General features: G+C 43.4%; 21 protein-coding genes. 15 read left to right on the top strand and 6 right to left on the bottom strand.

Features of this window, described 5'->3' with window-relative positions:
- Positions 1-369 precede the first annotated feature (369 nt).
- Both R7P80_RS21530 and R7P80_RS21525 read left to right on the top strand, forming a co-directional pair.
- Positions 370-1,989 carry a sensor histidine kinase gene (locus R7P80_RS21530; RefSeq protein ID WP_053306993.1) on the top strand — a complete coding sequence of 540 codons (1,620 nt, stop codon included), beginning with the start codon at positions 370-372 and terminating at the stop codon, positions 1,987-1,989.
- Positions 1,986-2,672, top strand: a complete 687-nt coding sequence (locus R7P80_RS21525) for a response regulator (protein WP_017634565.1) — start codon at positions 1,986-1,988, stop codon at positions 2,670-2,672. Before R7P80_RS21530 ends, R7P80_RS21525 begins: the two co-directional genes overlap by 4 nt.
- Before the next feature lie 91 nt (positions 2,673-2,763).
- Here R7P80_RS21525 and R7P80_RS21520 read toward each other — a convergent pair whose 3' ends face one another.
- On the bottom strand, positions 2,764-4,899 hold the full coding sequence (locus R7P80_RS21520) for a TonB-dependent siderophore receptor (protein WP_064376719.1): 2,136 nt from the start codon (positions 4,897-4,899) through the stop codon (positions 2,764-2,766).
- Between the two features lie 99 nt (positions 4,900-4,998).
- Positions 4,999-5,964: a helix-turn-helix domain-containing protein gene (locus tag R7P80_RS21515; protein WP_053350326.1), complete on the bottom strand. Its 966-nt coding sequence runs from the start codon at positions 5,962-5,964 to the stop codon at positions 4,999-5,001.
- Between the two features lie 537 nt (positions 5,965-6,501).
- Between R7P80_RS21515 and zwf the strand changes: the two genes are divergently transcribed.
- From zwf to R7P80_RS21495, 4 genes are all read left to right on the top strand, one after another.
- Positions 6,502-8,004, top strand: coding sequence for a glucose-6-phosphate dehydrogenase (zwf, locus tag R7P80_RS21510; RefSeq protein ID WP_017634563.1), 1,503 nt, complete (start codon positions 6,502-6,504; stop codon positions 8,002-8,004).
- A complete protein-coding gene (gene pgl / locus R7P80_RS21505; protein WP_017634562.1) occupies positions 8,001-8,717 on the top strand; it encodes a 6-phosphogluconolactonase in 717 nt (238 codons plus the stop codon). Before zwf ends, pgl begins: the two co-directional genes overlap by 4 nt.
- Before the next feature lie 38 nt (positions 8,718-8,755).
- Complete coding sequence (gene gnd, locus R7P80_RS21500; RefSeq protein ID WP_005377160.1) at positions 8,756-10,204, top strand: decarboxylating NADP(+)-dependent phosphogluconate dehydrogenase; 1,449 nt, start codon at positions 8,756-8,758, stop codon at positions 10,202-10,204.
- A gap of 226 nt (positions 10,205-10,430) precedes the next feature.
- A complete protein-coding gene (locus R7P80_RS21495) occupies positions 10,431-10,958 on the top strand; it encodes a hypothetical protein (protein ID WP_005377161.1) in 528 nt (175 codons plus the stop codon).
- Between the two features lie 10 nt (positions 10,959-10,968).
- On the opposite strand, the gene R7P80_RS21490 is transcribed toward R7P80_RS21495, so the two are convergent.
- Positions 10,969-11,172 carry a hypothetical protein gene (locus R7P80_RS21490; protein ID WP_005377162.1) on the bottom strand — a complete coding sequence of 68 codons (204 nt, stop codon included), beginning with the start codon at positions 11,170-11,172 and terminating at the stop codon, positions 10,969-10,971.
- 578 nt (positions 11,173-11,750) lie between these two features.
- Here R7P80_RS21490 and R7P80_RS21485 point away from each other — a divergent pair.
- Positions 11,751-11,888 carry a hypothetical protein gene (locus tag R7P80_RS21485; protein ID WP_005377165.1) on the top strand — a complete coding sequence of 46 codons (138 nt, stop codon included), beginning with the start codon at positions 11,751-11,753 and terminating at the stop codon, positions 11,886-11,888.
- Positions 11,889-11,949: 61 nt separating this feature from the next.
- On the opposite strand, the gene R7P80_RS21480 is transcribed toward R7P80_RS21485, so the two are convergent.
- Positions 11,950-13,716: a sigma-54-dependent Fis family transcriptional regulator gene (locus tag R7P80_RS21480; RefSeq protein ID WP_225491905.1), complete on the bottom strand. Its 1,767-nt coding sequence runs from the start codon at positions 13,714-13,716 to the stop codon at positions 11,950-11,952.
- 239 nt (positions 13,717-13,955) lie between these two features.
- Here R7P80_RS21480 and R7P80_RS21475 point away from each other — a divergent pair, with 239 nt between their 5' ends.
- Positions 13,956-15,476, top strand: a complete 1,521-nt coding sequence (locus tag R7P80_RS21475) for an aldehyde dehydrogenase family protein (protein WP_005377169.1) — start codon at positions 13,956-13,958, stop codon at positions 15,474-15,476.
- A 125-nt stretch (positions 15,477-15,601) separates the two neighbouring features.
- Here R7P80_RS21475 and exsE2 read toward each other — a convergent pair whose 3' ends face one another.
- Entirely contained in the window at positions 15,602-15,907 is a 306-nt protein-coding gene (exsE2, locus tag R7P80_RS21470; RefSeq protein ID WP_225491906.1) for a T3SS regulon translocated regulator ExsE2, read from the bottom strand.
- A gap of 8 nt (positions 15,908-15,915) precedes the next feature.
- Positions 15,916-16,362 (bottom strand): type III secretion system regulatory chaperone ExsC, encoded by a 447-nt coding sequence (gene exsC, locus R7P80_RS21465; protein WP_005377174.1) that lies wholly within the window; start codon positions 16,360-16,362, stop codon positions 15,916-15,918.
- A 388-nt stretch (positions 16,363-16,750) separates the two neighbouring features.
- Here exsC and R7P80_RS21460 point away from each other — a divergent pair, with 388 nt between their 5' ends.
- The 7 genes from R7P80_RS21460 (at position 16,751) to R7P80_RS21430 (ending at position 23,572) form a co-directional block, all read left to right on the top strand.
- On the top strand, positions 16,751-17,164 hold the full coding sequence (locus tag R7P80_RS21460) for a YscW family type III secretion system pilotin (protein ID WP_225491907.1): 414 nt from the start codon (positions 16,751-16,753) through the stop codon (positions 17,162-17,164).
- Positions 17,165-17,773: 609 nt separating this feature from the next.
- Entirely contained in the window at positions 17,774-18,634 is an 861-nt protein-coding gene (locus R7P80_RS21455; protein ID WP_005377191.1) for an AraC family transcriptional regulator, read from the top strand.
- A gap of 148 nt (positions 18,635-18,782) precedes the next feature.
- A complete protein-coding gene (locus R7P80_RS21450) occupies positions 18,783-19,763 on the top strand; it encodes a T3SS regulon anti-activator ExsD domain-containing protein (protein WP_132937103.1) in 981 nt (326 codons plus the stop codon).
- A 12-nt stretch (positions 19,764-19,775) separates the two neighbouring features.
- On the top strand, positions 19,776-20,204 hold the full coding sequence (locus R7P80_RS21445; protein ID WP_054575043.1) for a YscB family type III secretion system chaperone: 429 nt from the start codon (positions 19,776-19,778) through the stop codon (positions 20,202-20,204).
- Positions 20,201-22,075, top strand: a complete 1,875-nt coding sequence (gene sctC / locus R7P80_RS21440) for a type III secretion system outer membrane ring subunit SctC (protein ID WP_263856725.1) — start codon at positions 20,201-20,203, stop codon at positions 22,073-22,075. Before R7P80_RS21445 ends, sctC begins: the two co-directional genes overlap by 4 nt.
- Before the next feature lie 5 nt (positions 22,076-22,080).
- Positions 22,081-23,382 carry a type III secretion system inner membrane ring subunit SctD gene (gene sctD, locus R7P80_RS21435; RefSeq protein ID WP_017821344.1) on the top strand — a complete coding sequence of 434 codons (1,302 nt, stop codon included), beginning with the start codon at positions 22,081-22,083 and terminating at the stop codon, positions 23,380-23,382.
- Positions 23,369-23,572 carry an EscE/YscE/SsaE family type III secretion system needle protein co-chaperone gene (locus R7P80_RS21430; protein WP_005377198.1) on the top strand — a complete coding sequence of 68 codons (204 nt, stop codon included), beginning with the start codon at positions 23,369-23,371 and terminating at the stop codon, positions 23,570-23,572. Before sctD ends, R7P80_RS21430 begins: the two co-directional genes overlap by 14 nt.
- Positions 23,573-23,577 lie beyond the last annotated feature (5 nt).

Here is a 23,577-nt window from a genome sequence, read left to right as displayed (position 1 = left end):
TTTGTCCAAACCACTGACATCAATGTTGAGCTTTTAATAGACTTCCAGCTTCACTGCTTTCAAACCGAAACTCTCATTGGTTTCGTTGATTAAAAATTATACGTTGTAAAGTCTAAAAACGCCTCAAAAACCGCTAAAATCGATGTGATCGCGATCATGATTTTAAGGGCAATTTATGTATGGAATTGAGTATCAGAGAGGAATGCTAAATTTGGTGAATGGTTGTAATTTTATGTTTCAGCTCGTCGATTAATTAACCGTAAACTCTGCGGTTTGTTTGCCTTCCTCACAGATTTATCACCGCGACAACGTCATGCTGTTAACTGAGTGTTAACGTTACGCTCAAGAGTGAATCACAAGGATGTATCAATGAGTTGGAAAACCATCAGCTTTCGTAAGCGGATGCTCATTATCATGACGCTATCGGGGTTGATAGAGCTGTTATTGCTTGTCGCCGCGGGGTTCACTTATCTCAAAATCAATCAAGAGCAAGAAATGGGAGAAAAAGCACTGGGTGTTGCCCGTTTTTTAGCGGACTCAGCGGTTGTTCGTGAAATGATCGAAACCCAAAACCCCCAGCCATACCAACTTCGCTTTAGAGAATTAACCGAAGCCATAGGTGCTGCATTCATCGTTATTGGCGACCATAAGGGAGTACGCTTAATCCACCCTGTTGATGAGCGGTTGGGCAAGCCAATGAGAGGTGGCGACAATCGTCGAGCGCTAGAACAGGGGTTGTCTTATGTTTCGACGGCACAGGGCTCGTTAGGTTATTCAGTTCGTGGTAAAGCTGCGATTTTTGACGAGCAAGGGAACATCATTGGTGTGGTTTCGGTTGGCTATTTGCTCGACCGACTGCAAGACCGCATCGAACCATTTTTGGCCTTTTTGATTTTAATGGTCATCGTAGTTGTCGTCGCTAATGCCATTGTATCCAATTATGCGTCGAGAAAGTTTCAGCGCGCCATTTTAGGCTTTGAGCCTGAAGAAATAGGGCGGTTGTACGGCGAATTAGAAGTGACGATGAGCACCATCAAAGAGGGCGTGTTAAGCATTGATGCCCAAGGGATACTTCGCTCGATAAATCGTAGTGCCTGCCAGATTCTCGGTATTGATAGAGAATCAGCGCTCAATAAACCTTTGACTGATACGCTGCGTGATAGCGATCTATATACAGTGTTAGAAAGCGGGCAGGAAGATCATGATATTGAAATATTCCTTAATCATAAGCGCCTGATTGCAAATCGCTCTCCAATTTATGTTGATGGAAAAATCGTGGGGGCGGTATCGAGTTTCCGTTTAAGGGATGAAATCAATGATCTAACCGAGCAGCTATCACAAACCAAGGAATATGCAGATTTGTTACGTTCACAGACCCATGAGCATCGCAATAAGCTCAACACCATTAGTGGGCTAGTACAAATGGGTGAACTTGATGCGGTGCAAAAGTTAATTGGACAAGAAACCGCACACTATCAGGCAATGATTGAGTTTTTAAGAGATACCGTTAAAGACCCGCTAATTGCAGGTATGTTGCTTGGAAAAACTGAACGTGCTCGCGAGTTAGGCTTACAACTGGTGGTTGAGGAAGGCAGTCGTCTGGAGCCCCTGCCTGAGTGGCTAAATTCGGAAGACCTAGTCACAATTTTGGGTAATTTGATTGATAACGCTTTCGATGCCACGTTAACTTCAATTCGCGATGAATCAAATGTTGCGTCAGAACGCAGAAACATTGATGTGTCCGTTAGCGATTACGGAAATGAAGTGATACTTGAGGTGATAGATCATGGCTGTGGCCTCCCAAAAACAATGGATCCACAAACATTATTTACAAAAGGCGTTTCGACGAAATCTCGTCAAAATCGAGGTGTTGGGTTACACCTTGTCAATCAGCTTGCTACTCGATATCACGGCCATGTTGAGATGATACCCAATACAAATTATGGGACAAGAATAACGGTGTACTTACCCAAGGAAGAACAATTATGAGTATGGCGACTCGCGTAATGATCATTGAAGATGATCTGGCTATTGCTGAGCTGCACCACAAATACTTAAGCCAACTGACAGGTTTGGAAGTGGTTGGAATTGCGACCACGAGAATGGAAGCGGAAATGCAACTCGACATTCTTAAGCCAGATTTACTATTGATGGATGTCTATCTTCCCGATGGCACAGGGCTTGAGATACTAAATACACTGCGTGCAAGTAACCAAACGTGTGATGTCATTTTGATTACAGCCGCAAGGGATGTCGATACATTACAACAGGCGATGAGGGGTGGCGTTGTCGATTACCTGTTAAAACCCGTGATGTTTCCACGCTTAGATGCCGCACTGAAAAAGTATGTGTCCCAACGCCAACAACTAGACATCGTAGAGAGTTTGGATCAGAACCTCGTTGATAAAATGCTGCAGTCTCATGCCAATCAAGACAACTTGCCGAACCGATTACCAAAAGGGATTGATGGTGTAACCCTAGACAAGATCAGAGAGTTGTTCCCAAATGGCAGTGTGCTGACCGCTGATGAGGCAGGCGAAAAGATCGGCGCGAGCCGAACAACGGCGAGGCGCTATTTGGAGTATCTTATCAGCACTGGTGAACTAGAGGCTGATTTAAACTATGGCTCTGTTGGTAGGCCAGAAAGGTGCTATAAAAAAGTGACAAGGTAGCGTTTATATTGATGCTCTATGCAAAATAAAAAGCGATGGCTTATTGTAGAAACCATCGCTTTACAAATTACTGCTGTTCCGTTCTAAGAGGTTAGAAGTTGTATTCTAACTTCGCTTCGATAGAGCGCTCAGCGCCAAACCAACAGTTATTTTTGTCGTAACAAGAATAGTATTCTTTATCGAATAGATTGCTTGCAGAAAGTGTGACGCTAGCCCCTTTCATTGATTCAGATACCGTTGAGAAATCGTAACTTGCTGCTAAATCAAACAAGGTGTAGTCCGGTACTTTTTGACTATTCTGTGCATCAATTTGTGCTTCTCCGACATAGCGAACGCCAGCACTGGTACGAAGGCCTGAAAGATTTCCTTCAAAGAAGTAATTGGCCCATAGAGAGGCCGTTTGCTCAGGTACCCAAACCGGCGTTTTACCTTCTTGGTTGTAATAACTGTCCTCGGTAATCTCCATATCGGTATATGTATAGCCTAGAGTGAAATCAGCTTGTGCTGTGGCTTGCCATTTTGCCTCAAGTTCAATACCTTGTGATACCACTTCGCCCGCTTGATAGTTCGGTGCATATGGATTATTCGGATCGGTCAAGATCGCGTTTTTCTTCGTAATATGGAAGAGTGCTAAGTTACCTGAGATATCACCAGATAATGGTGCGTATTTAAAGCCTAACTCCCATTGATGACCGGTTGATGGCTCAAATGCTTTACCAGAAGAGTCGGCACCCGCAATTGGCTCGAAACTTTCCGAGTAAGTAAGGTATGGCGAGAGACCAAAATCTAGCTCATACAAACCACCGACTCGGAAAGATACGTTGGTATCGTCTAACTCTTCCTTGCTCTTGGATACTGTTCCTAGATAATCGCTAACGGCGTCTGTATTTGAATCGTATTTATCCCAACGAAGACCTGCAATCATTACAAGTTGGTCGTAACGAACTTGATCTTGGAAATAAACGCCAATCTGCTTCGTTTTGATATCCAAGTTTTGTTTGTATTGGAAATTCAGTGCATTACGATCAATGCTGTTGTGGTCAGGATTAAAAATGTCCTGAGTTAGCGAATACCCAAGCGTGTCTTTGTATTTTACATCTGAGTCTAGATACTGATAATCAAGCCCGAACAATAAGTTATGTTCAAAATTTCCTGTTTTAATGTAGCCCGATAGTTGGTTGTCAATCACAAAGGATTTGGACTTTTCATCGGTTAAATAGGCATTTCGACCAACGGTACGGTTATCCGCTTCAAGTGCACCGTTATATGTGTTTTCCTGATAGGCATCGGCGGTCATGTAGCGGGCATTCTGTAGAAATTGCCAATTGTTGTTAAAGTCGTGTTGGACTTTGTAACCCATCATCAGAACTTCGCGTTCGTAAGTGTTCCAGTCCTCATCCCCTAAATAAGTGCTTGGTGACATCGAGCCAAGTGGGTTTTTAATCACTGAGCCAGATGCAGGCACAGTCGTGTAGATACCTGCTGATGGATCATTTTGATAGTAAACATTCACGTTCACTAATGTGCTTTCTGTCGCTTGCCAATTGAAAGATGGGGCGAGTACATAACGTTCATCTTCAGACGTATCGGCTTGACCATCTCGCTGTTTTGCCAGGCCGACGATACGGTAATCCACATTAGAATCACCAATTTGTCCTGTGGTGTCGAACGTCAGTTCTTTTAGGTTGTTAGTCCCAGTACTAATCGAGACAGAGTGCGAGGGTGTTGACTGAGGCGCCTTGGCGATAATGTTGACCATACCTCCTGGTGGAATATTGCCGTAAAGAACAGACGTTGGCCCTTTAAAAACCTCGATTTGCTCAAGAGCAACGGAATCGACCTGCGGTTGAAGGTTCCAACCGTTGTACAGCAAAGGAAGACCATCATAAAAGTTGGTGTAGTTAATAAAACCACGAATATTGAATAGGTCAAGTCGGGAAACGGCACCACCACGCAATTCTGTATTTACGCCAGGCGCATAACGTAATGCTTCGCTCACCGAGTTTACGCCGCGTAGGTCCATGTCATCTTTAGTGATTACCGTGATCGCTTGCGGTGTTTCCTCCGGTTCTAAAACGGTTTTAGTTGCGGTGTTTCGGTATGTTTCTCCTAGCACCGTAATCGTTTCGTGTTGGGATACGCTCTCAGTCGCATTGGCGTGGCCAGCGAGCAATGCGGATACGACGATAGCAACCGCTGAACGATGAAATCGAATCGGACTTTCCATATTTATAAATTCCACTACTTTTTCTATTTATTGATAATGATTGTTATTTGTATTCTATATTCAAAGAAATAGGAAAAGTTAACAATTTGGTGCAAAACACTAATCTTTGGAACTTATTCTTCTGTTCTTAGGTTTTAAAGATAGCGAGTCGTTTGGCTCGACAGGAATCCAATACTGCATTTGTGCTTGTTCGCTATCAACATCATAACCTTCTGGATAAAGCTCTAACTCATAACCATCGATAGCATGATAATTAGAGTAGGGTAGCCAATGTAAAATAAACCATTCCAGCGTTGAGGCGAGCTCTGATGCTTTGCCTATGTGTGTAATGACGGCGTAGGTTTGCTCAGGAACAGCCAAGAGGTCTAACCCCGAGTTGGAAGAGTTCGTTGATCTTGGTGCGTTTGCTGTTGGACTGCACTCATAACCTGCCCAATACTCAAGTTGTTGGTTGTTTGAATACGCTTGCGTCACATCAATCACGCCAAAGTAAGTACTTTCCGAATTATTAAGGTTTTCAGATGAATAAAGACGTGACCAAAGTGACGGTACTTTGGATTGGAAATCGGGCGTAGCGGAAAACAATCCGTGAATAGGTTCATGATAACCAGCAAGTTCAAAAGCCGGTTTTGTTTCTATTCGAACTTCAATAAAGCGCTGATGTTTTTTCTCTTCTTCTGGTGTCTTACGCAGCGTCAAAGGTTGCCTCAACCCGGAGAGTTGTTGCGTTTTTCGATATTCGCGGGGGCTTTTTGAAAACATATTCCTGAACGCTCGGCTAAATGCGTGTTCAGATGTAAATCCCATTTCTATCGCTATATCTAACGAGCGGTCAGAAGTATGGATTAAGCGCTCAGCCGCAAGGCTAAGTTTAAGCTCTCTGATGTAGTGAGCGACGGATACGCCAGTGTGTTGTTGAAATACGCGTTGCAGTTGCCAGCGCGACCAACAACTTGCTTTTGATATTTCATCTACGCTCAGAGTGCTGTCTAAGTTGGTGTGAATGTAGTCAAGCACCGATTGTATTCGGTTAATGGGATGTGGGTTAATGGCGCTTGATTTCATGGCGTTCTACTTTCACATTAATAGTGATTTCATTATCTTTAATTGAGTATCATTATCAATAGGATGATGAAATAAAAAGTAAGTAACACAGATCACGATAAAACTGTAATGGATTGCAAGTATGAGTAATTTTTACCCATATTAGAGTTTTTGCTTAAATTTTGTAGCGTTCAGATGAAACTTTTTTTATCAATAAAATACAATCGCTTATGACGTTTTGTGCAACTTATTTAAACGTTTGCACTGGCAAGTGTTGATGTAAATCAAATAGTCGTAGACAATATTGCCCCGTGTCGGACTCTCCTCCAGCGAGTACAGTGTGTACTTTTGAGACATAAGTGACTTAAATGACCTCAATACGTCGTGTTTCCAAGAATCGGAAATGCAACTTCTTAAGGTTCTTTGGGCCCATAGACTTTACCTATCAACGTAATAGGTAAGACCAATTTTCTATTTTGAGGTGCCATTGATAGGGTTGGCTCATTCTCTAGCCGTATCCGGGCACACAATAAGTACCTCGTTTTTAAGGGAAAGATGATGGTAATACCAGAAAACAGCAGCATCGTTATTTTTGGTGCTTCAGGTGACCTTACGTACCGTAAGCTCATTCCTGCTTTATACCACCTCTACGCGAACAAGCAGCTTCCAGAGAATTTTGCCATTCTGGGTGTAAGTCGCACTGAATACAGTGATGAGTCTTACCGCGCGAAGCTGAAAAAATCGCTTCAGGAAATGGAAAAGACTGAGCCAGAAACGCTTGATGCATTTATTAACCATCTGCACTACCAAGCAATTAATACTTCTGACACACAAGATTACGGTAAGCTATCTTCTCGCTTAGACCAACTTGCGGACGAATATCAATTCGAGCAACGCAATACGCTTTTTTACTTAGCAACCCCACCAAGTTTATACAGTGTGATCCCTGCAAGTCTTGCAGCACATGGTCTTAACAGTGAAGAGGATGGCTGGAAACGCCTGATCATTGAGAAACCATTCGGCTATGATCTTGAATCGGCGCGTATTCTGGACAAAGAAATTCACGAGCACTTCCAAGAGCATCAAATCTACCGAATTGACCATTACTTAGGTAAAGAAACGGTACAAAACCTACTTGTGCTTCGTTTCTCTAATGCGATGTTTGAGCCGCTTTGGAACCGTAACTTCATTGATTACGTTGAAATCACAGGCGCAGAATTCCTTGGCGTAGAGGAACGTGGTGGTTACTACGACAACTCTGGCGCTGTGCGCGACATGTTCCAAAACCACTTGCTACAAGTATTAGCAATGGTAGGTATGGAACCACCAGCGCAAATCAATGCAGACTCGATGCGTGATGAAGTGGTAAAAGTGCTTCAATGCCTAAAGCCATTAGACGAAAACGCTCTGCGCAATGACCTAGTATTAGGCCAATACACGGCGTCTGAAGTCCGTGGGCAAAGCCTACGCGGCTACCGTGAAGAGCCGGGAGTTGCAGACGATTCTCGTACAGAGACTTACATCGGTTTGAAAGCGTACATCAACAACTGGCGTTGGAATGGCGTGCCATTTTACGTGCGTACTGGTAAGCGTCTTCCAACACGCGTTACTGAGGTGGTTATCCACTTTAAACAAACACCGCATCCTGTGTTTGGTCAAAACGCACCAGAAAACAAGCTGATCATTCGTATTCAACCAGACGAAGGCATTCAAATGAGCTTTGGCTTGAAAGAGCCAGGCGCAGGCTTTGAAGCGAAGGAAGTGAAAATGAACTTCCATTACGCTGACCTGCAAGAAACGCAAATGCTAACGGCATACGAGCGCCTTCTACTTGATGCTTTGAATGGTGATGCTACGCTATTTGCACGTAGTGATGCGGTGGAAGCGTGTTGGCAATACGTACAGCCAATCTTAGATTTTAAGCAAGATCCACAATCCCTCTTCGGGTACGCATGCGGCACTTGGGGACCTAAAGAGTCAGATGACTTGTTACAGCGTGATGGCCGCGCTTGGCGTTTCCCATGTAAAAACTTAACAGATACGGATTACTGTGAACTATGATCAACCATAAGATCTACCAAACAGCAGAACAGGTAGTTGAAAGCCTAGCTAACGATATGAAAGCGTTTAGCGAAATGGGCAGACCTGTTCACATCTCTCTTTCTGGCGGCAGCACTCCTAAAATGCTGTTTAAACTACTGGCTTCAGAGGCTTACGCAACCTCCATTCAATGGGAAAACCTCCACTTTTGGTGGGGTGACGAACGTTGTGTTGCCCCTGACGATGCAGAAAGCAACTACGGTGAAGCGAACACGTTGTTGTTTAGCCAAGTAAATATTCCTGCGGAAAACATTCACCGCATCCGTGGCGAAGATGAGCCTAAAGCAGAAGCCGAGCGCTTTGCAAAAGAGATGGCAGAGGTGATCCCGAGTGAAAACGGCACACCTGTGTTTGACTGGATCTTATTAGGCGTTGGTGCAGATGGTCATACAGCTTCTCTGTTCCCTGGCCAAACGAATTATGATGATGCGAACCTATCTCTTGTGGCGTCGCATCCTGAATCGGGCCAACTTCGTGTGTCGAAAACCGCACGCGTATTAGAAGCAGCGAAACGCATTAGTTACTTAGTGCTTGGTGCAGGAAAAGCGGACATTGTTGAAGAAATTAACAGTTCACCAGCACACGCACTGCCATACCCAGCGGCTAAGATTCAAGCGAAATCGGGCCTAACGGAATGGTATTTAGATTTAGACGCGGCAGCAAAAATTGCTTAAGACGCTGCTCGTCGATGAAATAAAATTGGAGAGAAACAATGAAAGGTGATATCGGTGTAATTGGCCTAGCAGTAATGGGTCAAAACCTTATCCTAAACATGAACGATCACGGCTTTAAAGTGGTTGCTCACAACCGTACTGCTGCTAAAGTAGACGAGTTCCTGGAAGGTCCAGCAAAAGGCACGAACATCATCGGTGCATACTCTCTAGAAGAACTAGTAGAGAAGCTAGAAACGCCGCGTAAAGTAATGTTGATGGTTCGCGCTGGTGACGTTGTAGACAAGTTCATCGAAGCGCTAGTACCTCTGCTAGACAAAGGCGACATCATTATTGACGGTGGTAACACTAACTACCCAGATACAAACCGTCGTGTTGCTGCACTACGTGAAAAAGGTATCCACTTCATCGGTACTGGTGTGTCTGGTGGTGAAGAAGGTGCGCGCTTCGGTCCATCTATCATGCCTGGCGGTGCTGCTGAAGCATGGGAAGCGGTTAAGCCTATCTTCCAAGGTATCGCTGCGAAAACTGACGCTGGTGAGCCATGTTGTGACTGGGTTGGTAACGACGGTGCTGGTCACTTCGTTAAGATGGTACACAACGGTATCGAATACGGCGACATGCAGCTTATCACTGAAGCTTACCAGTTCATGAAAGACGGTCTTGGTATGTCTGCAGACGAGATGCAAGCAGTATTCGCTGATTGGAACAAGACTGAACTAGACAGCTACCTTGTTGAAATCACGGCTGACATCCTTGGCTACAAAGATGAAGACGGTGAGCCTCTCGTTGAGAAGATCCTAGACACAGCAGGCCAAAAAGGTACTGGTAAATGGACTGGTATTAACGCACTAGACCTAGGTATTCCACTAACACTTATCTCTGAGTCTGTATTCTCTCGTTGTCTATCTGCACTGAAAGACCAACGTGTTGAAGCTGAATCTCTATTCGGTAAGACAATCACTCCAGTTGAAGGCGACAAGCAAGAGTGGGTTGATGCACTACGTCAAGCGCTACTAGCTTCTAAGATCATCTCTTACGCTCAAGGCTTCATGCTAATGCGCGAAGCATCGAACGAGAACGGTTGGGACCTAAACTACGGTAACGTAGCCCTAATGTGGCGTGGTGGTTGTATCATCCGCTCTGCGTTCCTAGGCAACATCCGTGATGCGTACGAAGCGAATCCAGACATCGCATTCCTAGGTTCTGATGAGTACTTCAAAAACATCCTACAAGGCAGCCTAGCAGCATGGCGTAAAGTAGCAGCGAAGTCTCTAGAGTCTGGTATCCCAATGCCATGTACGATTTCTGCGCTATCTTTCCTAGACGGTTACACAACAGCTCGTCTACCAGCGAACCTGCTTCAAGCTCAACGTGACTACTTCGGTGCTCACACTTATGAGCGTATTGACCGTCCACGTGGTGAATTCTTCCACACTAACTGGACTGGTACAGGCGGCGACACAGCGTCTACAACTTACGACGTGTAATCGTTTTAAGTAAACCGACTAAATATAAAGATATAAAGGGATGCCCAAGTGGCATCCTTTTTTGTGTCTGTAAGATATTGGTAGATTTAAAAGTTACATTAAACGTTGATTCGTCACGCACTTCTCAGAAATGGGAGAGCATGCATTTGCTAGCAGTTTAATATTTCTCTTCGAAGAGTGAAGCTAAGCCGCTCTCTGCCGTCTCCTCAACTATAAGGTAATAGAAATGACACAACAGAAGCATCCATTTCACACAGCTTTCGTGTTGCTTATGTTCATATTACTGATTACTTACTCCATCTATCGCCTTTATCATCATTTCGTTTTCGAATCTCTACCGCTTCAGCTCAGTAGTGGTTTTCAAGTGGTCTACATTGATGCGTCATATGTTTTAAGTATCGCAAGCTTACTCTTGTGCCCTACATTATTGGTCTATATTTTATTTGATCGAATGACTCAGTTAGTCAAAGTGCCGATTAAAGTGATAACTATAACAATTGTCTTGTCCCTTATCGTTGCTATTCCAGGTCAAATTTTTGAATTTGGGCGATTGAAGTATATTGCAGAAAATAATGGTTACTCAGCGTGTCCACCTTTCACAATTGCATCAAGCGGAATGTTTGTAGAAGCTATGGTAAAAGAAGAAAAATACTGTATAGAACCAGAAATTAATCGTATTGGTATGTATGGTTATTTTCACGAACTCGAACGGATTGATAACTATATCAAGTCACACAGAAATGACATTCAATAGAAAAGAGCGCCTAGGCGCTCTTTTCAGTGGTCGTTTTCTTGTTTTGATAAAACCTGTCTTTTAGGTAGAGAATTGCACTGACCACAAGAGCCACTAAAGAAACAGTAAATAGGGCGTACATGCTGAGAATCCATGCGAATGTGGCCGTCAAGAATGCGATGAAGGAAAACATCCTGCTGAAAGACATCACATGGCCAAGTTTGTTACTTTTCATAAACGCCTCCCGAAGCTAAGTGGGGATAGACAATTGTGGTCATATGCCACACTTTTAATTGTCTGCTCTTTTGGGGCGTTTCACACAAAAAAGTGGCTAAAGATTTCTCAAAAAAGGTGAAATATTGAACTGGTAGACAAATCGTTAAACTGAGTTGCACAGATATGACTTCGGTTGTCTATCACTTCAAAGTTTTTAACTACGCAGATTAAGGGCATGTAGCGTTATTATTATCGTATTCGAACTCTACGATACACAATTGCAAGTGAACCTACACTCGTAAGCTCATCCCTGTCGTCAGTTACAGTAAAAGCTTTTTTCTCTTTTTAACAATACCTTAGTAACTACGGGCAATTAAACCCGTTTTTCGATCGAAACTCAGATTGCACAAAAGGTGAAAAAGAGTGCTAGGTAAGCCTTTAAACTACGCCTATAATTAGCGCCCACATGGAGGATGTTTATTATATGAACATCCTTTATTTTTTGAAACTAGCAACAAGGATCCAGTAAAACATGTTTTTCTGGTTTTGTTTACGTCGACCAAGAAGGTAATTAACACAGCAAATTGAGGTTCTAAGATGACTCTTAACAAGTACTTTGTTTTCATTCCAGCAGAATTGGAACAGGAAATGCACAAGGACAATCAAGTGATCTCTGAGAAGGAAACTCAACGTCAGGCATTAGTAAAACAGGCACAACAACAAGGCGGCCTGTAAGCTAGGTTTCAAAGAGAAAGAGCACCGCAACGGTGCTCTTTTTATATCTGAGGTCGTAGAATTAACTTAATATGCCAAGGTTTTTCAATTTTCTGTAAATGGTATTTCGGCTCACACCAAGCATACGAGACGTTTTGCTAATGTTCCCCTGGTTGGCTTGATATGTTTTGAGCAACTTATCTTCGACGGTTGCACGCAGTTCTGAAGTTGGTTCAGCCGATGCTGCTCCTTCTTGAGCTTGGCTTAGTTTCTTACTTAGGTGGGCTGGGACGTGTGTGAGTTTCAATATTTCTTCACCTTGCGCCATTAAGGCGGATACTTTGATTAAACTATCGAGTTCACGCAAATTTCCTGGCCATGAGTAAGACAGCATCAGAGAAAGGAGGTGAGGGCAAAGCTGTTGTTCAGATTCGGTGTGACGCCGATGAATGTTCTCAATCAGTTGTCGTTTGTCATCACGTTTCTCAAAGCGAGGTAGCTCAATGATCAAGCCATTAAGGCGATAAAACAAATCTTGGCGGAACAATCCTTCGCTGACCAAATGTTCCAGATCTTTATGCGTGGCTGCAATGATTTGCGTATCGACTTGAATACTTTGGTTTGAACCCACGGGAAGCACGGTTTTATCTTGCAATACATGGAGCAAGCGGCTTTGAGCTTCCAAGGGTAAATCCGCGATTTCATCCAGAAACAAAATCCCTTTGTGCGCTTGGCGAATTTTTCCCTGATAGCCTTTGCTGTTTGCGCCAGTAAAGGCACCGGCTACGTAGCCAAACAATTCAGATTCAACCAGATCTTTTGGTAGCGCTCCGCAGTTGACGGAAACCAACGGTCCCGTTTTTCTCTGGCTGTTTTTATGGAGTGCTTTTACAAACTCGTTTTTGCCAACACCAGTTTCTCCGAGAATCAACAAACTGATGTCTTTATCGATGACGCGATTGGCTTGCTGCCAACAGTGCTCAACAGCGGAGTCGCCATAATAAAGATCATTGGACGCCGCTACAGCCCGAGACTTGACCTTGCTATCTTTATCGGCAAGCGGTTTTGTTTTGAAAACGAAAGGGTGCTCATTTCCCCGAGTGGATAGAATGTCGTCTAAGGATTGCCCAATGATATTTTTTTGCGCAAAAAGTTGAGAGGCTACTTGATTGTGAGCCAAAACTTGTCCGTCTTCATTTGCAATGATAATTCCTTGCCAACCACTATTCAGTAAACCTTTTTCGCACGCTAAATCCACACGAATATGCCCTTGTGGAATCAAGTTAAGTAGTTGATTCTCCACTTGCTGGACCATGTTTTGTACTAGTACTTGCGTTGAGAAGTCATGTCTCTTTTGCTCGCTCGTAATATCTAATACGCCAATGAGGTTACCAAGATGATCGAAAATAGGATTAGCCGAACAGCTAATAAAACGATGGTGTTGGATAAAGTGCTGATCACCAATAACAGAAACGGGCTTTGCTTCAACCAAAGCTGTACCAATCGCGTTGGTGCCTTTGACCTTTTCTTGCCAGCATGCTCCAGAGCTTAGCGAGATTTCCGTCAACTTCTCACGAAATCTAGGCTGTCCCCAACTGCCGATGATGACACCATCTGAATCCGTCAAAATTAAGCGGCTGTCGCTATGAGCAAATAGCTGATTAAACAGAGGGAGCGCAAATTGAGTGACTGCCTCTAGCAAAAAATTGAGTTGGTGACGCCTATCTTGGAGCGTTGCTGGCGTTACTCGAATATCTTCAGGGCGTCGACGCTGTTTTAAACCCGCTTGTTCACTTCTGACCCATGAAGTTGAAAGCCAATTGTTATCGCTAATGTGTTGAAGTTCCATGACTGTACCATTTTGTCACAGTGAGGGTGTGCCATTTTGGAACACTTGAACATTGGTGTTCACACCATACATCCGCTCAAACATCGCTCACTTGGTTTGTTATCGCTTGGTAATCATAGTTTTACATTTAATTAACAACAAGTGTGGCGTAGTTGGCGTGTGACTTGCGTAATGCTCTTTGTGAACAGTGCGATACGACACTGCAATAACACATTGAACGAGAAACAAAAGGAAGAGTTATGATCTATGCACAGCCAGGTAGTGAAAATGCCATTGTTAACTTTAAATCGCATTACGATAACTTTATCGGTGGGGAATGGGTAAAACCAACGGGTGGTGAGTACTTTGACAATATCTCACCAATCAACGGACAAGCGTATTGTAAAGTTGCTCGCTCTGGCGAGGAAGATATTAATTTAGCACTGGATGCCGCGCACAACATCAGAGCAAAATGGGCCAAAACCAGCGTGACAGAACGTTCGAACATCTTGCTGAAAATTGCTGACCGTATTGAGCAGCATCTAGAAGAGCTTGCAGTTGCAGAAACTTGGGAAAACGGCAAACCAGTTCGCGAAACCTTGGCGGCAGATTTACCTTTAGTAGTGGATCACTTCCGTTACTTCGCTGGCTGTATTCGCGCACAAGAAGGCAGTGCGGCAGAACTGGATGAGCACACCGCAAGCTACCACTTCCCAGAACCGATTGGTGTGGTTGGTCAAATTATTCCGTGGAACTTCCCAATGTTGATGGCGGCTTGGAAACTAGCACCGGCACTAGCGGCGGGTTGCTGTGTGGTATTGAAGCCAGCAGAGCAAACCCCAACATCCATTCTGGTTCTGATGGAAAAAATCGGTGACCTTCTTCCTCCTGGTGTCATCAACGTTGTAAACGGATATGGTTCTGAAGCGGGTCAAGCATTAGCAACCAGCAACCGCATTGCGAAACTCGCTTTTACCGGGTCTACGCAAGTTGGCAACCACATTCTGAAATGTGCAGCAGACAACTTGATCCCATCGACAGTTGAGTTAGGTGGTAAATCTCCAAACATCTACTTCTCAGATATCTTCGATTACGAAGATGAGTATCTTGATAAGTGTATCGAAGGTACGTTACTTGGTTTCTTCAACCAAGGTGAAGTTTGTACTTGTCCATCTCGCGTACTGGTTCATGAAGCGATTTATGACAAGTTTGTAGAGAAACTGACGGAACGTGCACAGCTGATTAAACAAGGTAATCCGCTCGATACCGATACTCAAGTTGGTGCTCAGGCTTCTCAAGAACAGTTTGATAAGATTTTAAGTTACCTGGAAATCGGCCGTGAAGAAGGCGCAAAAGTGGTCTTTGGTGGTGGAGTGTCAGAACAGCCAGAGTCTATCAACCAGGGGTACTACATTCAGCCAACCATGTTGGAAGGCCACAACAAGATGCGAATCTTCCAAGAAGAAATCTTTGGCCCAGTGATTGCTATCACCAAATTTAAAGATGAGGCTGAAGCGTTGGAAATCGCAAACGACACTGAATATGGCTTAGGCGCAGGTGTTTGGACACGTGATGCGAACGTTGCATATCGTATGGGCCGTAATATTGAAGCTGGCCGGATCTGGATTAACTGTTACCACGCTTACCCTGCACACGCAGCGTTCGGTGGTTACAAAAAATCGGGTATCGGGCGCGAAACGCACAAGATGATGCTGGATCACTACCAGAATACTAAGAACTTGCTGATTAGCTACAGCATCGACCCGTTAGGCTTCTTCTAGTGAAACTAAGTAATTAATAAAGAAAAAGCAGTATGAATAAAAACCCCGAATCTTCGGGGTTTTTATTAGCGTGAGCTTGTCGGCTGAAGGGTAACTTAGGTGTTTAACCTGCTTATATTGTGATATCAGGAACGTTGAATTATCGCCACTTTTCGTTCCATAAGCTTTTCTACGGCGGCGTTTTGCTTGTCAATATTGAGTTGCGGATCAAAGTCCAAAACGCGATTGCAAGATTCGAGACTGGCAAATTGATTTAAACATTCACCAAGCTCTCTTTTAGATCTTGTTCGCGTCATACTGCTTTCTGATGAGGAGAGTAGGGTGACTTTACGGCCATGAAACGTTCCTTGCGGCACTGCATCACTTTGCTGCGCTTGTTGAACGTCATGAACCGATGAATTGGTGTATGTGGATTGGATGTCATTGGACATAAAAACACCTAAACTCTCAAGTCTAAAGTTTGTGGCATCGGTGGTGCCTCATCAATAGTTACATGAGAAGACAATAACGCTTCCCACGACTCGCTGTGCGTCAGCAATTCTGCTAAAGCTGTTTCAAAATATTCGTAATCCAGTCGCCTAATGTTAATGAGTCGATTTAAACATAGGACGTGTCGGTGGTTATCTAAACTAAAAAATAACTGGTGCTCAGGCCAGTGATAATTAAAGGCCAAAAAAGAACGATAAAGATCGGAATTTACAATTTGAAGGCCAACAATCTCAGCTTCGAGCTGCAGAGTTGTCGATTCAGGATGAAAGATGATATGCACCCTTAGATTATCATCAAAGGCTAAGCTTACTTCATTTTCCGTTAGATGCAGTGCAGGCAAGCCTATTTGATGAGCAAACTTTAGCAAAATCTCATCGATAGTTTGGCGTGCTGACATAGGAATAGTCCCTTTTGAAATTTTATCAAGGAAAATATTAGATGTATCTCTTCATGTTTATCAATATTAGTCGGTTGTTATTATATTTTGGCTTTTAAATGTGTTGAGAGAAATAGAAAGGCAAAAGTAAATGTGTTCAGATGCATATCTCGATGGTAGTGATATATATGAATATCATTTTTCTCTAATAAACTTCAATTAAGGAAGGAATGAAAGTGAGCAGAAACTGCTTTTGAAATTACAGTCCATGTTAACTACGTGTTGTTGAAAAATGCGATTTATTGTCCGCTTGTAGTATAAATATAAGTTGATCTTTTATATTTTTACATAAAGAATTGTGTGGATTTCAAATGAGCTAGATTATATAAAATAAGTTTATGGAGTCATAATGAACAATTCTATATGGGCTGGTTTTATTGGGTTATTCATACTGAGTGGGTGCAGTCAGACTGTGTCCGTCAATGGGGTGGATGACTTTGATACACAGAGTCAGGCATCAGTCTATGGTTGGGTTTCTGTCGACGGCTACTTTCCACCTTCGATTACTTCTCTTGAAGTGGAAATATGTAAAGTTATTGATAATCAATGTCTTAAATCGGCATCTCAGAGCTACCAAGGCGTTCAGTTGCCTGTGCAGTATTCGTTTTTAATTGCACCAATTCAAGCTGGTGAAGGAAAAATGAAGATTATTGGAAAGCTTTATTCAAACGGTGAGCTCGTTGCGGAAAAAGAAAAGAACTATTTATTTTTAGATGGAAATAAACAAGAAAACTTGATTCTTGTTCCAAAAATAAACAGATAAAATTTTAAGTACTACATTTTTATTAGAATTTTCTAATTTATAAAAATAAAGACTATATCTTTCCTGTTGTGAAAGATTTGTTGTCTTTTATAAACATTAATTACATGACTTTGAAGTCATCGGGTCAGTTGTTTTTTAGACTCATACTTGTTGCAAAAACAGTATTTTTTATGATTATATCTCGCTCCTTGAACACGTTGGTTTGGCGTTTTAGGCTATAAAATATACATTTTTATGATTTTGGAAATTTAATTTTGTTCTCGAAACGGTGCCGAAATCTATTTAATTGTATTCTAATGTATAACAAAACAACCAAACTTAAATAACGAAATGATATTTAAGTTTTGGCTAATGATAAACGCTATCTGATAAAAATAATAAAGACGGACAGCAGAAATTTACCAAGTCAAACCTTTACCTTTAGGTAAAGGTAATGCTTGGGTTATTTGCTAATTATTCGGGGGGTATGGTAAGTGATAGAACTTCTATGCTCTTTTCTTTGCTTCTTTAATTCATACAGCAGTACTTAGAAATAACAACGATCAAAGTAGTGCTTTGAAAGTTTCTCAACATTTGCACTGAGAAACTCAAAATAATGAAGGGTAGAAAATGGATGTGTCAGGCCAACTAAACTCAGAAAGGGTCGACTCGAGTTCACGAAAAATTCGTAGTTTTTCCTGCTATGAAAAATCTGACGAAGTATTTCACTCAGACCAGTCTCACATTGTTGTCGTTCACAATGGTCAGCTTCGAGTTCAAACAGGTGATTGCACAATCGATGTTGCTGCAGAAAATGGGGTATTTCTATCTCAAGGGGATTACTTGTTAGAGTACTCTCCGCTAGATGGGGCATACAAAGCGTCGATTATTGCTTACGACAATGAACTCGTTAGTCAGTTGCTGCAAAAACACAGTGATCTCTTGATGATGCTGCCTAAGGTAGACAAAGTTTGTTCTGGTTTGTTTACTTTTGGTTTGAACATACTTGTTGAACAAGTGCTTTCTAGCATGCAGACGCTTGAGCAACAAGCGTACCCTGATGCCATTATGTGCCTAAAATACGAAGAACTACTCATTCTCTTGCTACACAGCAAAGGAGGAGAATCACTGTATGCGTTGCTGTCACAACAAACAAACCGTACGTCGGAACGGTTACGTCGATTTATGGAACAGCATTACTTAAAAGAATGGAAGTTGACAGACTACGCGCAGGAGTTTGGTGCCAGCTTAACCACTTTTAAAGAGCTTTTTAATGAGCACTATGGCATTTCTCCAAGAGCTTGGATCAGTGAGCGTCGACTACTGCATGCTCATAAACTGCTGTTGACGAGCAAGATGAGCATCGTAGATGTGGCGATGGAGGCAGGGTTTTCCAGCCAGTCTTACTTTACGCAGAGTTACCGTCGTCGTTTTGGAACGACCCCAAGCCGCGTACGTTCGGGAGACGATCAAGTGGCTATCGCGAAATGAAATGACTTGGGACTAAAATTTTCTGACTAATTTTGAAAGTCACTCACCAGTGTAAATTCTATTATGTATCGTGTAACAACGAACGATTAAAAATTATTACATCTCTTTCTTTCTGGATTGTTCGAAAGGGGTGCGGAGACGAACATAAATGAAAAAGCAGCATTGGCGACGCCGTTCGCTTTTTCCAGACAGCATAGTGACACAGCGGAAAGTGACTGTTTTACAAAGAGGAGCTCGTTATGAAAGCGCCTCGAAACCTACGCAGGATCTCAATGTTGTGCACGTCAATCACCGACAATTGTTGAGTGAAGGCGTCATAAATTATGAGCAGTTATCTTTACTTCAACGCTTGTTGGATAGAAATGTCGTCGATAGCCTGTGCGCTAGCCAGTTAGTAAAAACGTATCAAAAACTTGGTGCTTCGATAGACCGGTTTGCCATGCGTTTATTTTTGGAAATTGGATCGCAGCTCAGTGATAGCAGCACAATCACAACGTTCGAACAAAGGCTGGACTACATCAACTCTCGTCTGGGCTTTCGCTTTAATTTGGCTGTCCCAAAAACGTTGATGCTTTGTTTCCATTTATCACTCAACGAGTGGATTAACCGACAAGTCGATCAAAGTGCTCTTCATGCTTCGATTAAAGTTGAACAACTTATCAATCAACTCGATATTCAGAAGGAATATTGGTCGAAGCTATCAGGGGAAGACACCAGTGCCGTCTTTGTTCAACAGCAACTCGATCTTATTAAGAGCCAGCAGCATCAACTTAAAAAGCAACTTGGGACGTTAAGCGAACAACAGTTGCAAGTGATTAAATGTCATCGTTCGTTAATTGAGAAGTGGCAACCGTCTTTAGACGAGCTGAAAGGGTTCGCGGAGTATACCTCTACAACCGAACAATTTATTTCTGAGTGGAAAAATTGGTGTTCGGAAGTGCGACTTGAGGCTCCTGAGCTGAACGAAGTTTGGGATGCATGCGATGTGGTTTACAACGACCAAAATGCGGTTGCGAAAGTATGGCAATGGTTCAAGAACATGCAAACTGTTGGTGATATCGATCACTACTATTTTGATACTCAAAGTGGTCAGTGCGGCCAGGCTTGCAATCACCTCAGCCAGATCTAAATAGGGCGTTAAATGTTAGATAAGATGATGAAATCTTTAGCGGAAGCGCTAAAGGTAGGGGATTTTATTGCCTCAGAAAATGGTTCTTACAACATCGAGGTTGACCAGTTATCACTGACCATCAAGCAACATGCGTCATGGATTTTATGGGAAGCGACGTTACCCTTCCAGTTTAAAGAGCATCTAGATTATCAACAAGAACAAGCGTTACAACGTTGCATGCAGCTCTCATTAAAAACCATTCGTGAGGATGGCGGCGTACTGACAACCAATGATGATCAGCAATTGATTTTGCAAAGTAAAGTAAGGGTTGAGGACTGTTCGGTGGAACGGTTCTCTACTTTACTTTCTAAGCACGTCAATCTATGTGAACGTTACATTGCATTATTGGAACAAGAACGCGTGAACCACACAATCAACCATACAGTGTGGTTACCATGATGCAAAAAATCTTTCCCAACATTAGACGTGCTGCAACAAAGGCATTGTTATGCGCAGTGAGTGTTGTTCCTTTGGGATATGCGCAAGCAACAGACTTACACTGGCCTGAACAACCGTTCCGCTACTATGCAGATAACGACTCATTAAAAGAGTTGTTGAATAACTTCGGTGCAAATTATCGTGTCTCGGTTTCTGTTAGTGACAAAGTCAACGATCGAGTGAATGGGCGTTTTACCCCTGAAGATCCGGCGGAATTCCTCGATTACTTATCGCAAGTGTACAACTTGATGTGGTATTTCGATGGTGCCGTCTTACATGTCTATAAGGCGACAGAAACTCGCTCACGTTTACTTCAATTGGAATTACTTACGGCTAGAGAGCTACGCAGTACGTTAATTTCCACCGGCGTTTGGGATTCTCGTTATGGTTGGAGAGCTGCTGAGAGCAAAGGGTTAGTCTATCTTGCGGGTCCTCCACGTTATGTCGACTTAGTGGTACAAACGGCGGAGGCATTGGAAACGCGCTTGCTGCAGAAATCGAATTCAACCGACGAATTATTCGTTGAGATAATTCCTTTGAAGTACGCTTCTGCAACGGATAGAGAAATTGCATATCGAGATCAGACAATTACGGTCCCTGGCATCGCATCGGTGTTAAAACGGGTCGTGTCTGGTGTTCAAACTCAAGTGACGAGTGCGTCTAGCAAAGAAGTTACCAGTTCAGATAAGCCTGTAAAAAGTAATAAAACCGCCTCAGTTCATGGTGGCGCAACAGTTGAAGCAGAGCCGGGCCTTAATGCGATTATCGTTCGTGATACTCAAGCACGATTACCGCTCTATCGTAAACTGGTCGCGCAATTAGACCAGCCGCAATCAAGAATTGAAGTCGCGCTATCGATTGTCGATATCAGTGCCAACGATTTAAGTCAGTTAGGCGTGGATTGGCGAGCAGGAGTGTCTGTCGGAAACAACCGCATTGTCGATATCAAAACAACCGGTGATGTGAATTCGGGGGATGTGACGCTCGGCAGTGGACAGAACTTTAAGTCCTTGCTTGATTCAACCAACCTAAATTACTTGCTGGCTCAAATTCGTTTATTGGAATCCAAAGGCAGTGCTCAAGTGGTTTCAAGACCAACATTGTTAACTCAGGAAAATGTCGAAGCGGTACTGAACAACAGCAGCACGTTTTACGTCAAGCTGGTTGGTAAAGAAACCGCAGCGCTGGAAGAGGTCACGTATGGCACGTTACTGAGAATTGTCCCACGTATCGTTGGTGATAGATTTGCTGCACGACCTGAAATTAACCTGAGCCTTCATCTCGAAGACGGTGCAAAGATCGCTGATGGTGGCGTCGATGATCTTCCTTCCGTTCGTAAAACTGAAATCAGCACCTTAGCGACGGTTAAACAAGGGCAAAGCTTACTTATCGGTGGTGTGTACCGAGATGAAGTGAGCCATCAGTTACGTAAAGTGCCATTGCTAGGAGACATCCCATATTTAGGCGCGCTGTTTAGAAGTAATACCAATACTAAGCGCCGCACAGTACGAATGTTTATTTTAGAACCTCGAATTGTTGTGGATAGTATTGGCGATAGTGTGTTGATTGGCAACGAATATGACTTGCGACCAAGTATCGGCAAGCTTAACAACATCTCCAACAATAGCGCTGAATTTAAATCGGTAGTGGAAGTATATAGCTGCACATCGAGGGTTCAAGCCGAGCGCTATCAACAAGACTTATTGTCACAGCAAAAGTCGTCTCAATTAACGCAGTGCCGATTACCAACAGGGCAAAAGGGTTGGCGGGTGAAAGTATTGGAATGTGATGACTCACAAAGTGAGTGTGTGCGCCCTTCAGAGGAGTCTTAACCGCGATGCAGCAATGGAAAATTCGTATTTTATCAGGCGTGCATACCGGAGTAGAAGTCACCTTACCTGAAGGTGCTCTCGTGCTTGGCAGTGACGACTTTATTGCTGATCTTGTACTGTCTGATGCTGGGGTCGAAGCGAACCATTTCACCCTCGTTTGCCAGCAAGACTCGGTCATTTTACGAGGCTGCGAAGAGGCAAATATTAACAGTGAAGACATCGCTGTTGCAGGTGATGGTATCGAGTTGTCACGCCATGCTGTTGTCTCGGTCGGCGTTGTGAAGTTCGCTCTGGGATACGCGGAAGATGCGTTAATTGTGAGTAACGTCAGCGACGAATCTAGCCAACAGAATACACCTGTGGTTGCTGTGCAACGCTCTAGCTGGAAAAAAACAACGCTCATCGCTTTGCTTTGTAGTTTTGTCCCGAGTGTCATTTTTGCCGGTATGTGGTACAGCCAAGCTAACGGAAACAACAATGAAATTGTTACAGAAGCAGAACCCATTGTTTTGGTACGTAACATCTTAGGCGAGCTCAAACTTAGCGACGTTCGCGTGGAATGGAATGCCGCCGCACGCCAAGCAGTCTTAGAGGGCTATGTTGAAGACCGAACACAGAAACTCGATCTGCTTGGTCGAATTGATGTATTGGGCATCAATTACAAAAGTGACTTAAGAACGATGGAAGAAATCCGTCGCGGGGTTCGATTTATTTTGCGCAACCTCGGCTATCACCAAGTGAAAGTCGAAAATGGCGATGAGACCGGCACACTGCTGCTGACGGGCTATATCGATGATGCAAGCCGCTGGAACCAAGTTGAACAAATCTTGGAGCGAGACGTGCCTGGTCTTGTTGCGTGGAAGGTTGAACTGCAGCGAGCGGGTGCCTACATGGATACGCTAAAAGCGTTATTAACGGATGCGGAGCTACTGAAGAAAGTCCAGTTGGTCACCAGCGGTGATCGCATCGAAGTTCGTGGTGAGCTTGATGATATCGAAACGACTCGATTTTACGGTGTGACCCGAGACTTCCGGGAACAATATGGTGAGAAACCGTACTTAGTTTTGAAATCCATACCTAAGGTGAGTAAAGGCACTAACATCGATTTCCCGTTTCGTAGCGTTAACTTTGGCCAGGTTCCATATGTGATTCTGACCGATAACGTTCGCTATATGGTCGGTGCAAGAACGCCTCAGGGCTACCGAATATCCAGTGTTACACCTGCTGGTATTGAGTTGGTTAAAGGCGGGCGGGTGATAACAATAGAACTTGGATATGAAGGCGAGACGAACAATGACAAATCTTGAACAAATTTTAAATAACGACACAAACGGTGCGGAAGTGCACAAGATTAAGAGCAAGCTCTTAGAAGCACAAGCGGTGGTGAAACGTCAGTTGGATTTAGGGTGCTCACCACAGCAGTACCAATTGCTACTCAAACAGTATGAAGCTTACACAGCCGCCCATGCGGTCGTTGAATCATACGAAGCTAACTAAAAAAT

The sequence above is a fragment of the Vibrio sp. 2092 genome, assembly GCF_033339635.1.
GTDB classification, from domain to species: Bacteria; Pseudomonadota; Gammaproteobacteria; order Enterobacterales; family Vibrionaceae; genus Vibrio; species Vibrio alginolyticus.
The sequence above is the reverse complement of the archived record's forward strand: the minus strand, read 5'-3'. Positions and strand labels throughout refer to the sequence as shown.

Coding starts and splice junctions, on each gene's coding strand:
- R7P80_RS21530 (WP_053306993.1), top strand. CDS start 370: ATGAGTTGGAAAACCATCAGCTTTCGTAAGCGGATGCTCATTATCATG.
- R7P80_RS21525 (WP_017634565.1), top strand. CDS start 1,986: ATGAGTATGGCGACTCGCGTAATGATCATTGAAGATGATCTGGCTATT.
- R7P80_RS21520 (WP_064376719.1), bottom strand. CDS start 4,899: ATGGAAAGTCCGATTCGATTTCATCGTTCAGCGGTTGCTATCGTCGTA.
- R7P80_RS21515 (WP_053350326.1), bottom strand. CDS start 5,964: ATGAAATCAAGCGCCATTAACCCACATCCCATTAACCGAATACAATCG.
- zwf (WP_017634563.1), top strand. CDS start 6,502: ATGGTAATACCAGAAAACAGCAGCATCGTTATTTTTGGTGCTTCAGGT.
- pgl (WP_017634562.1), top strand. CDS start 8,001: ATGATCAACCATAAGATCTACCAAACAGCAGAACAGGTAGTTGAAAGC.
- gnd (WP_005377160.1), top strand. CDS start 8,756: ATGAAAGGTGATATCGGTGTAATTGGCCTAGCAGTAATGGGTCAAAAC.
- R7P80_RS21495 (WP_005377161.1), top strand. CDS start 10,431: ATGACACAACAGAAGCATCCATTTCACACAGCTTTCGTGTTGCTTATG.
- R7P80_RS21490 (WP_005377162.1), bottom strand. CDS start 11,172: ATGAAAAGTAACAAACTTGGCCATGTGATGTCTTTCAGCAGGATGTTT.
- R7P80_RS21485 (WP_005377165.1), top strand. CDS start 11,751: ATGACTCTTAACAAGTACTTTGTTTTCATTCCAGCAGAATTGGAACAG.
- R7P80_RS21480 (WP_225491905.1), bottom strand. CDS start 13,716: ATGGAACTTCAACACATTAGCGATAACAATTGGCTTTCAACTTCATGG.
- R7P80_RS21475 (WP_005377169.1), top strand. CDS start 13,956: ATGATCTATGCACAGCCAGGTAGTGAAAATGCCATTGTTAACTTTAAA.
- exsE2 (WP_225491906.1), bottom strand. CDS start 15,907: ATGTCCAATGACATCCAATCCACATACACCAATTCATCGGTTCATGAC.
- exsC (WP_005377174.1), bottom strand. CDS start 16,362: ATGTCAGCACGCCAAACTATCGATGAGATTTTGCTAAAGTTTGCTCAT.
- R7P80_RS21460 (WP_225491907.1), top strand. CDS start 16,751: ATGAACAATTCTATATGGGCTGGTTTTATTGGGTTATTCATACTGAGT.
- R7P80_RS21455 (WP_005377191.1), top strand. CDS start 17,774: ATGGATGTGTCAGGCCAACTAAACTCAGAAAGGGTCGACTCGAGTTCA.
- R7P80_RS21450 (WP_132937103.1), top strand. CDS start 18,783: ATGAAAAAGCAGCATTGGCGACGCCGTTCGCTTTTTCCAGACAGCATA.
- R7P80_RS21445 (WP_054575043.1), top strand. CDS start 19,776: ATGTTAGATAAGATGATGAAATCTTTAGCGGAAGCGCTAAAGGTAGGG.
- sctC (WP_263856725.1), top strand. CDS start 20,201: ATGATGCAAAAAATCTTTCCCAACATTAGACGTGCTGCAACAAAGGCA.
- sctD (WP_017821344.1), top strand. CDS start 22,081: ATGCAGCAATGGAAAATTCGTATTTTATCAGGCGTGCATACCGGAGTA.
- R7P80_RS21430 (WP_005377198.1), top strand. CDS start 23,369: ATGACAAATCTTGAACAAATTTTAAATAACGACACAAACGGTGCGGAA.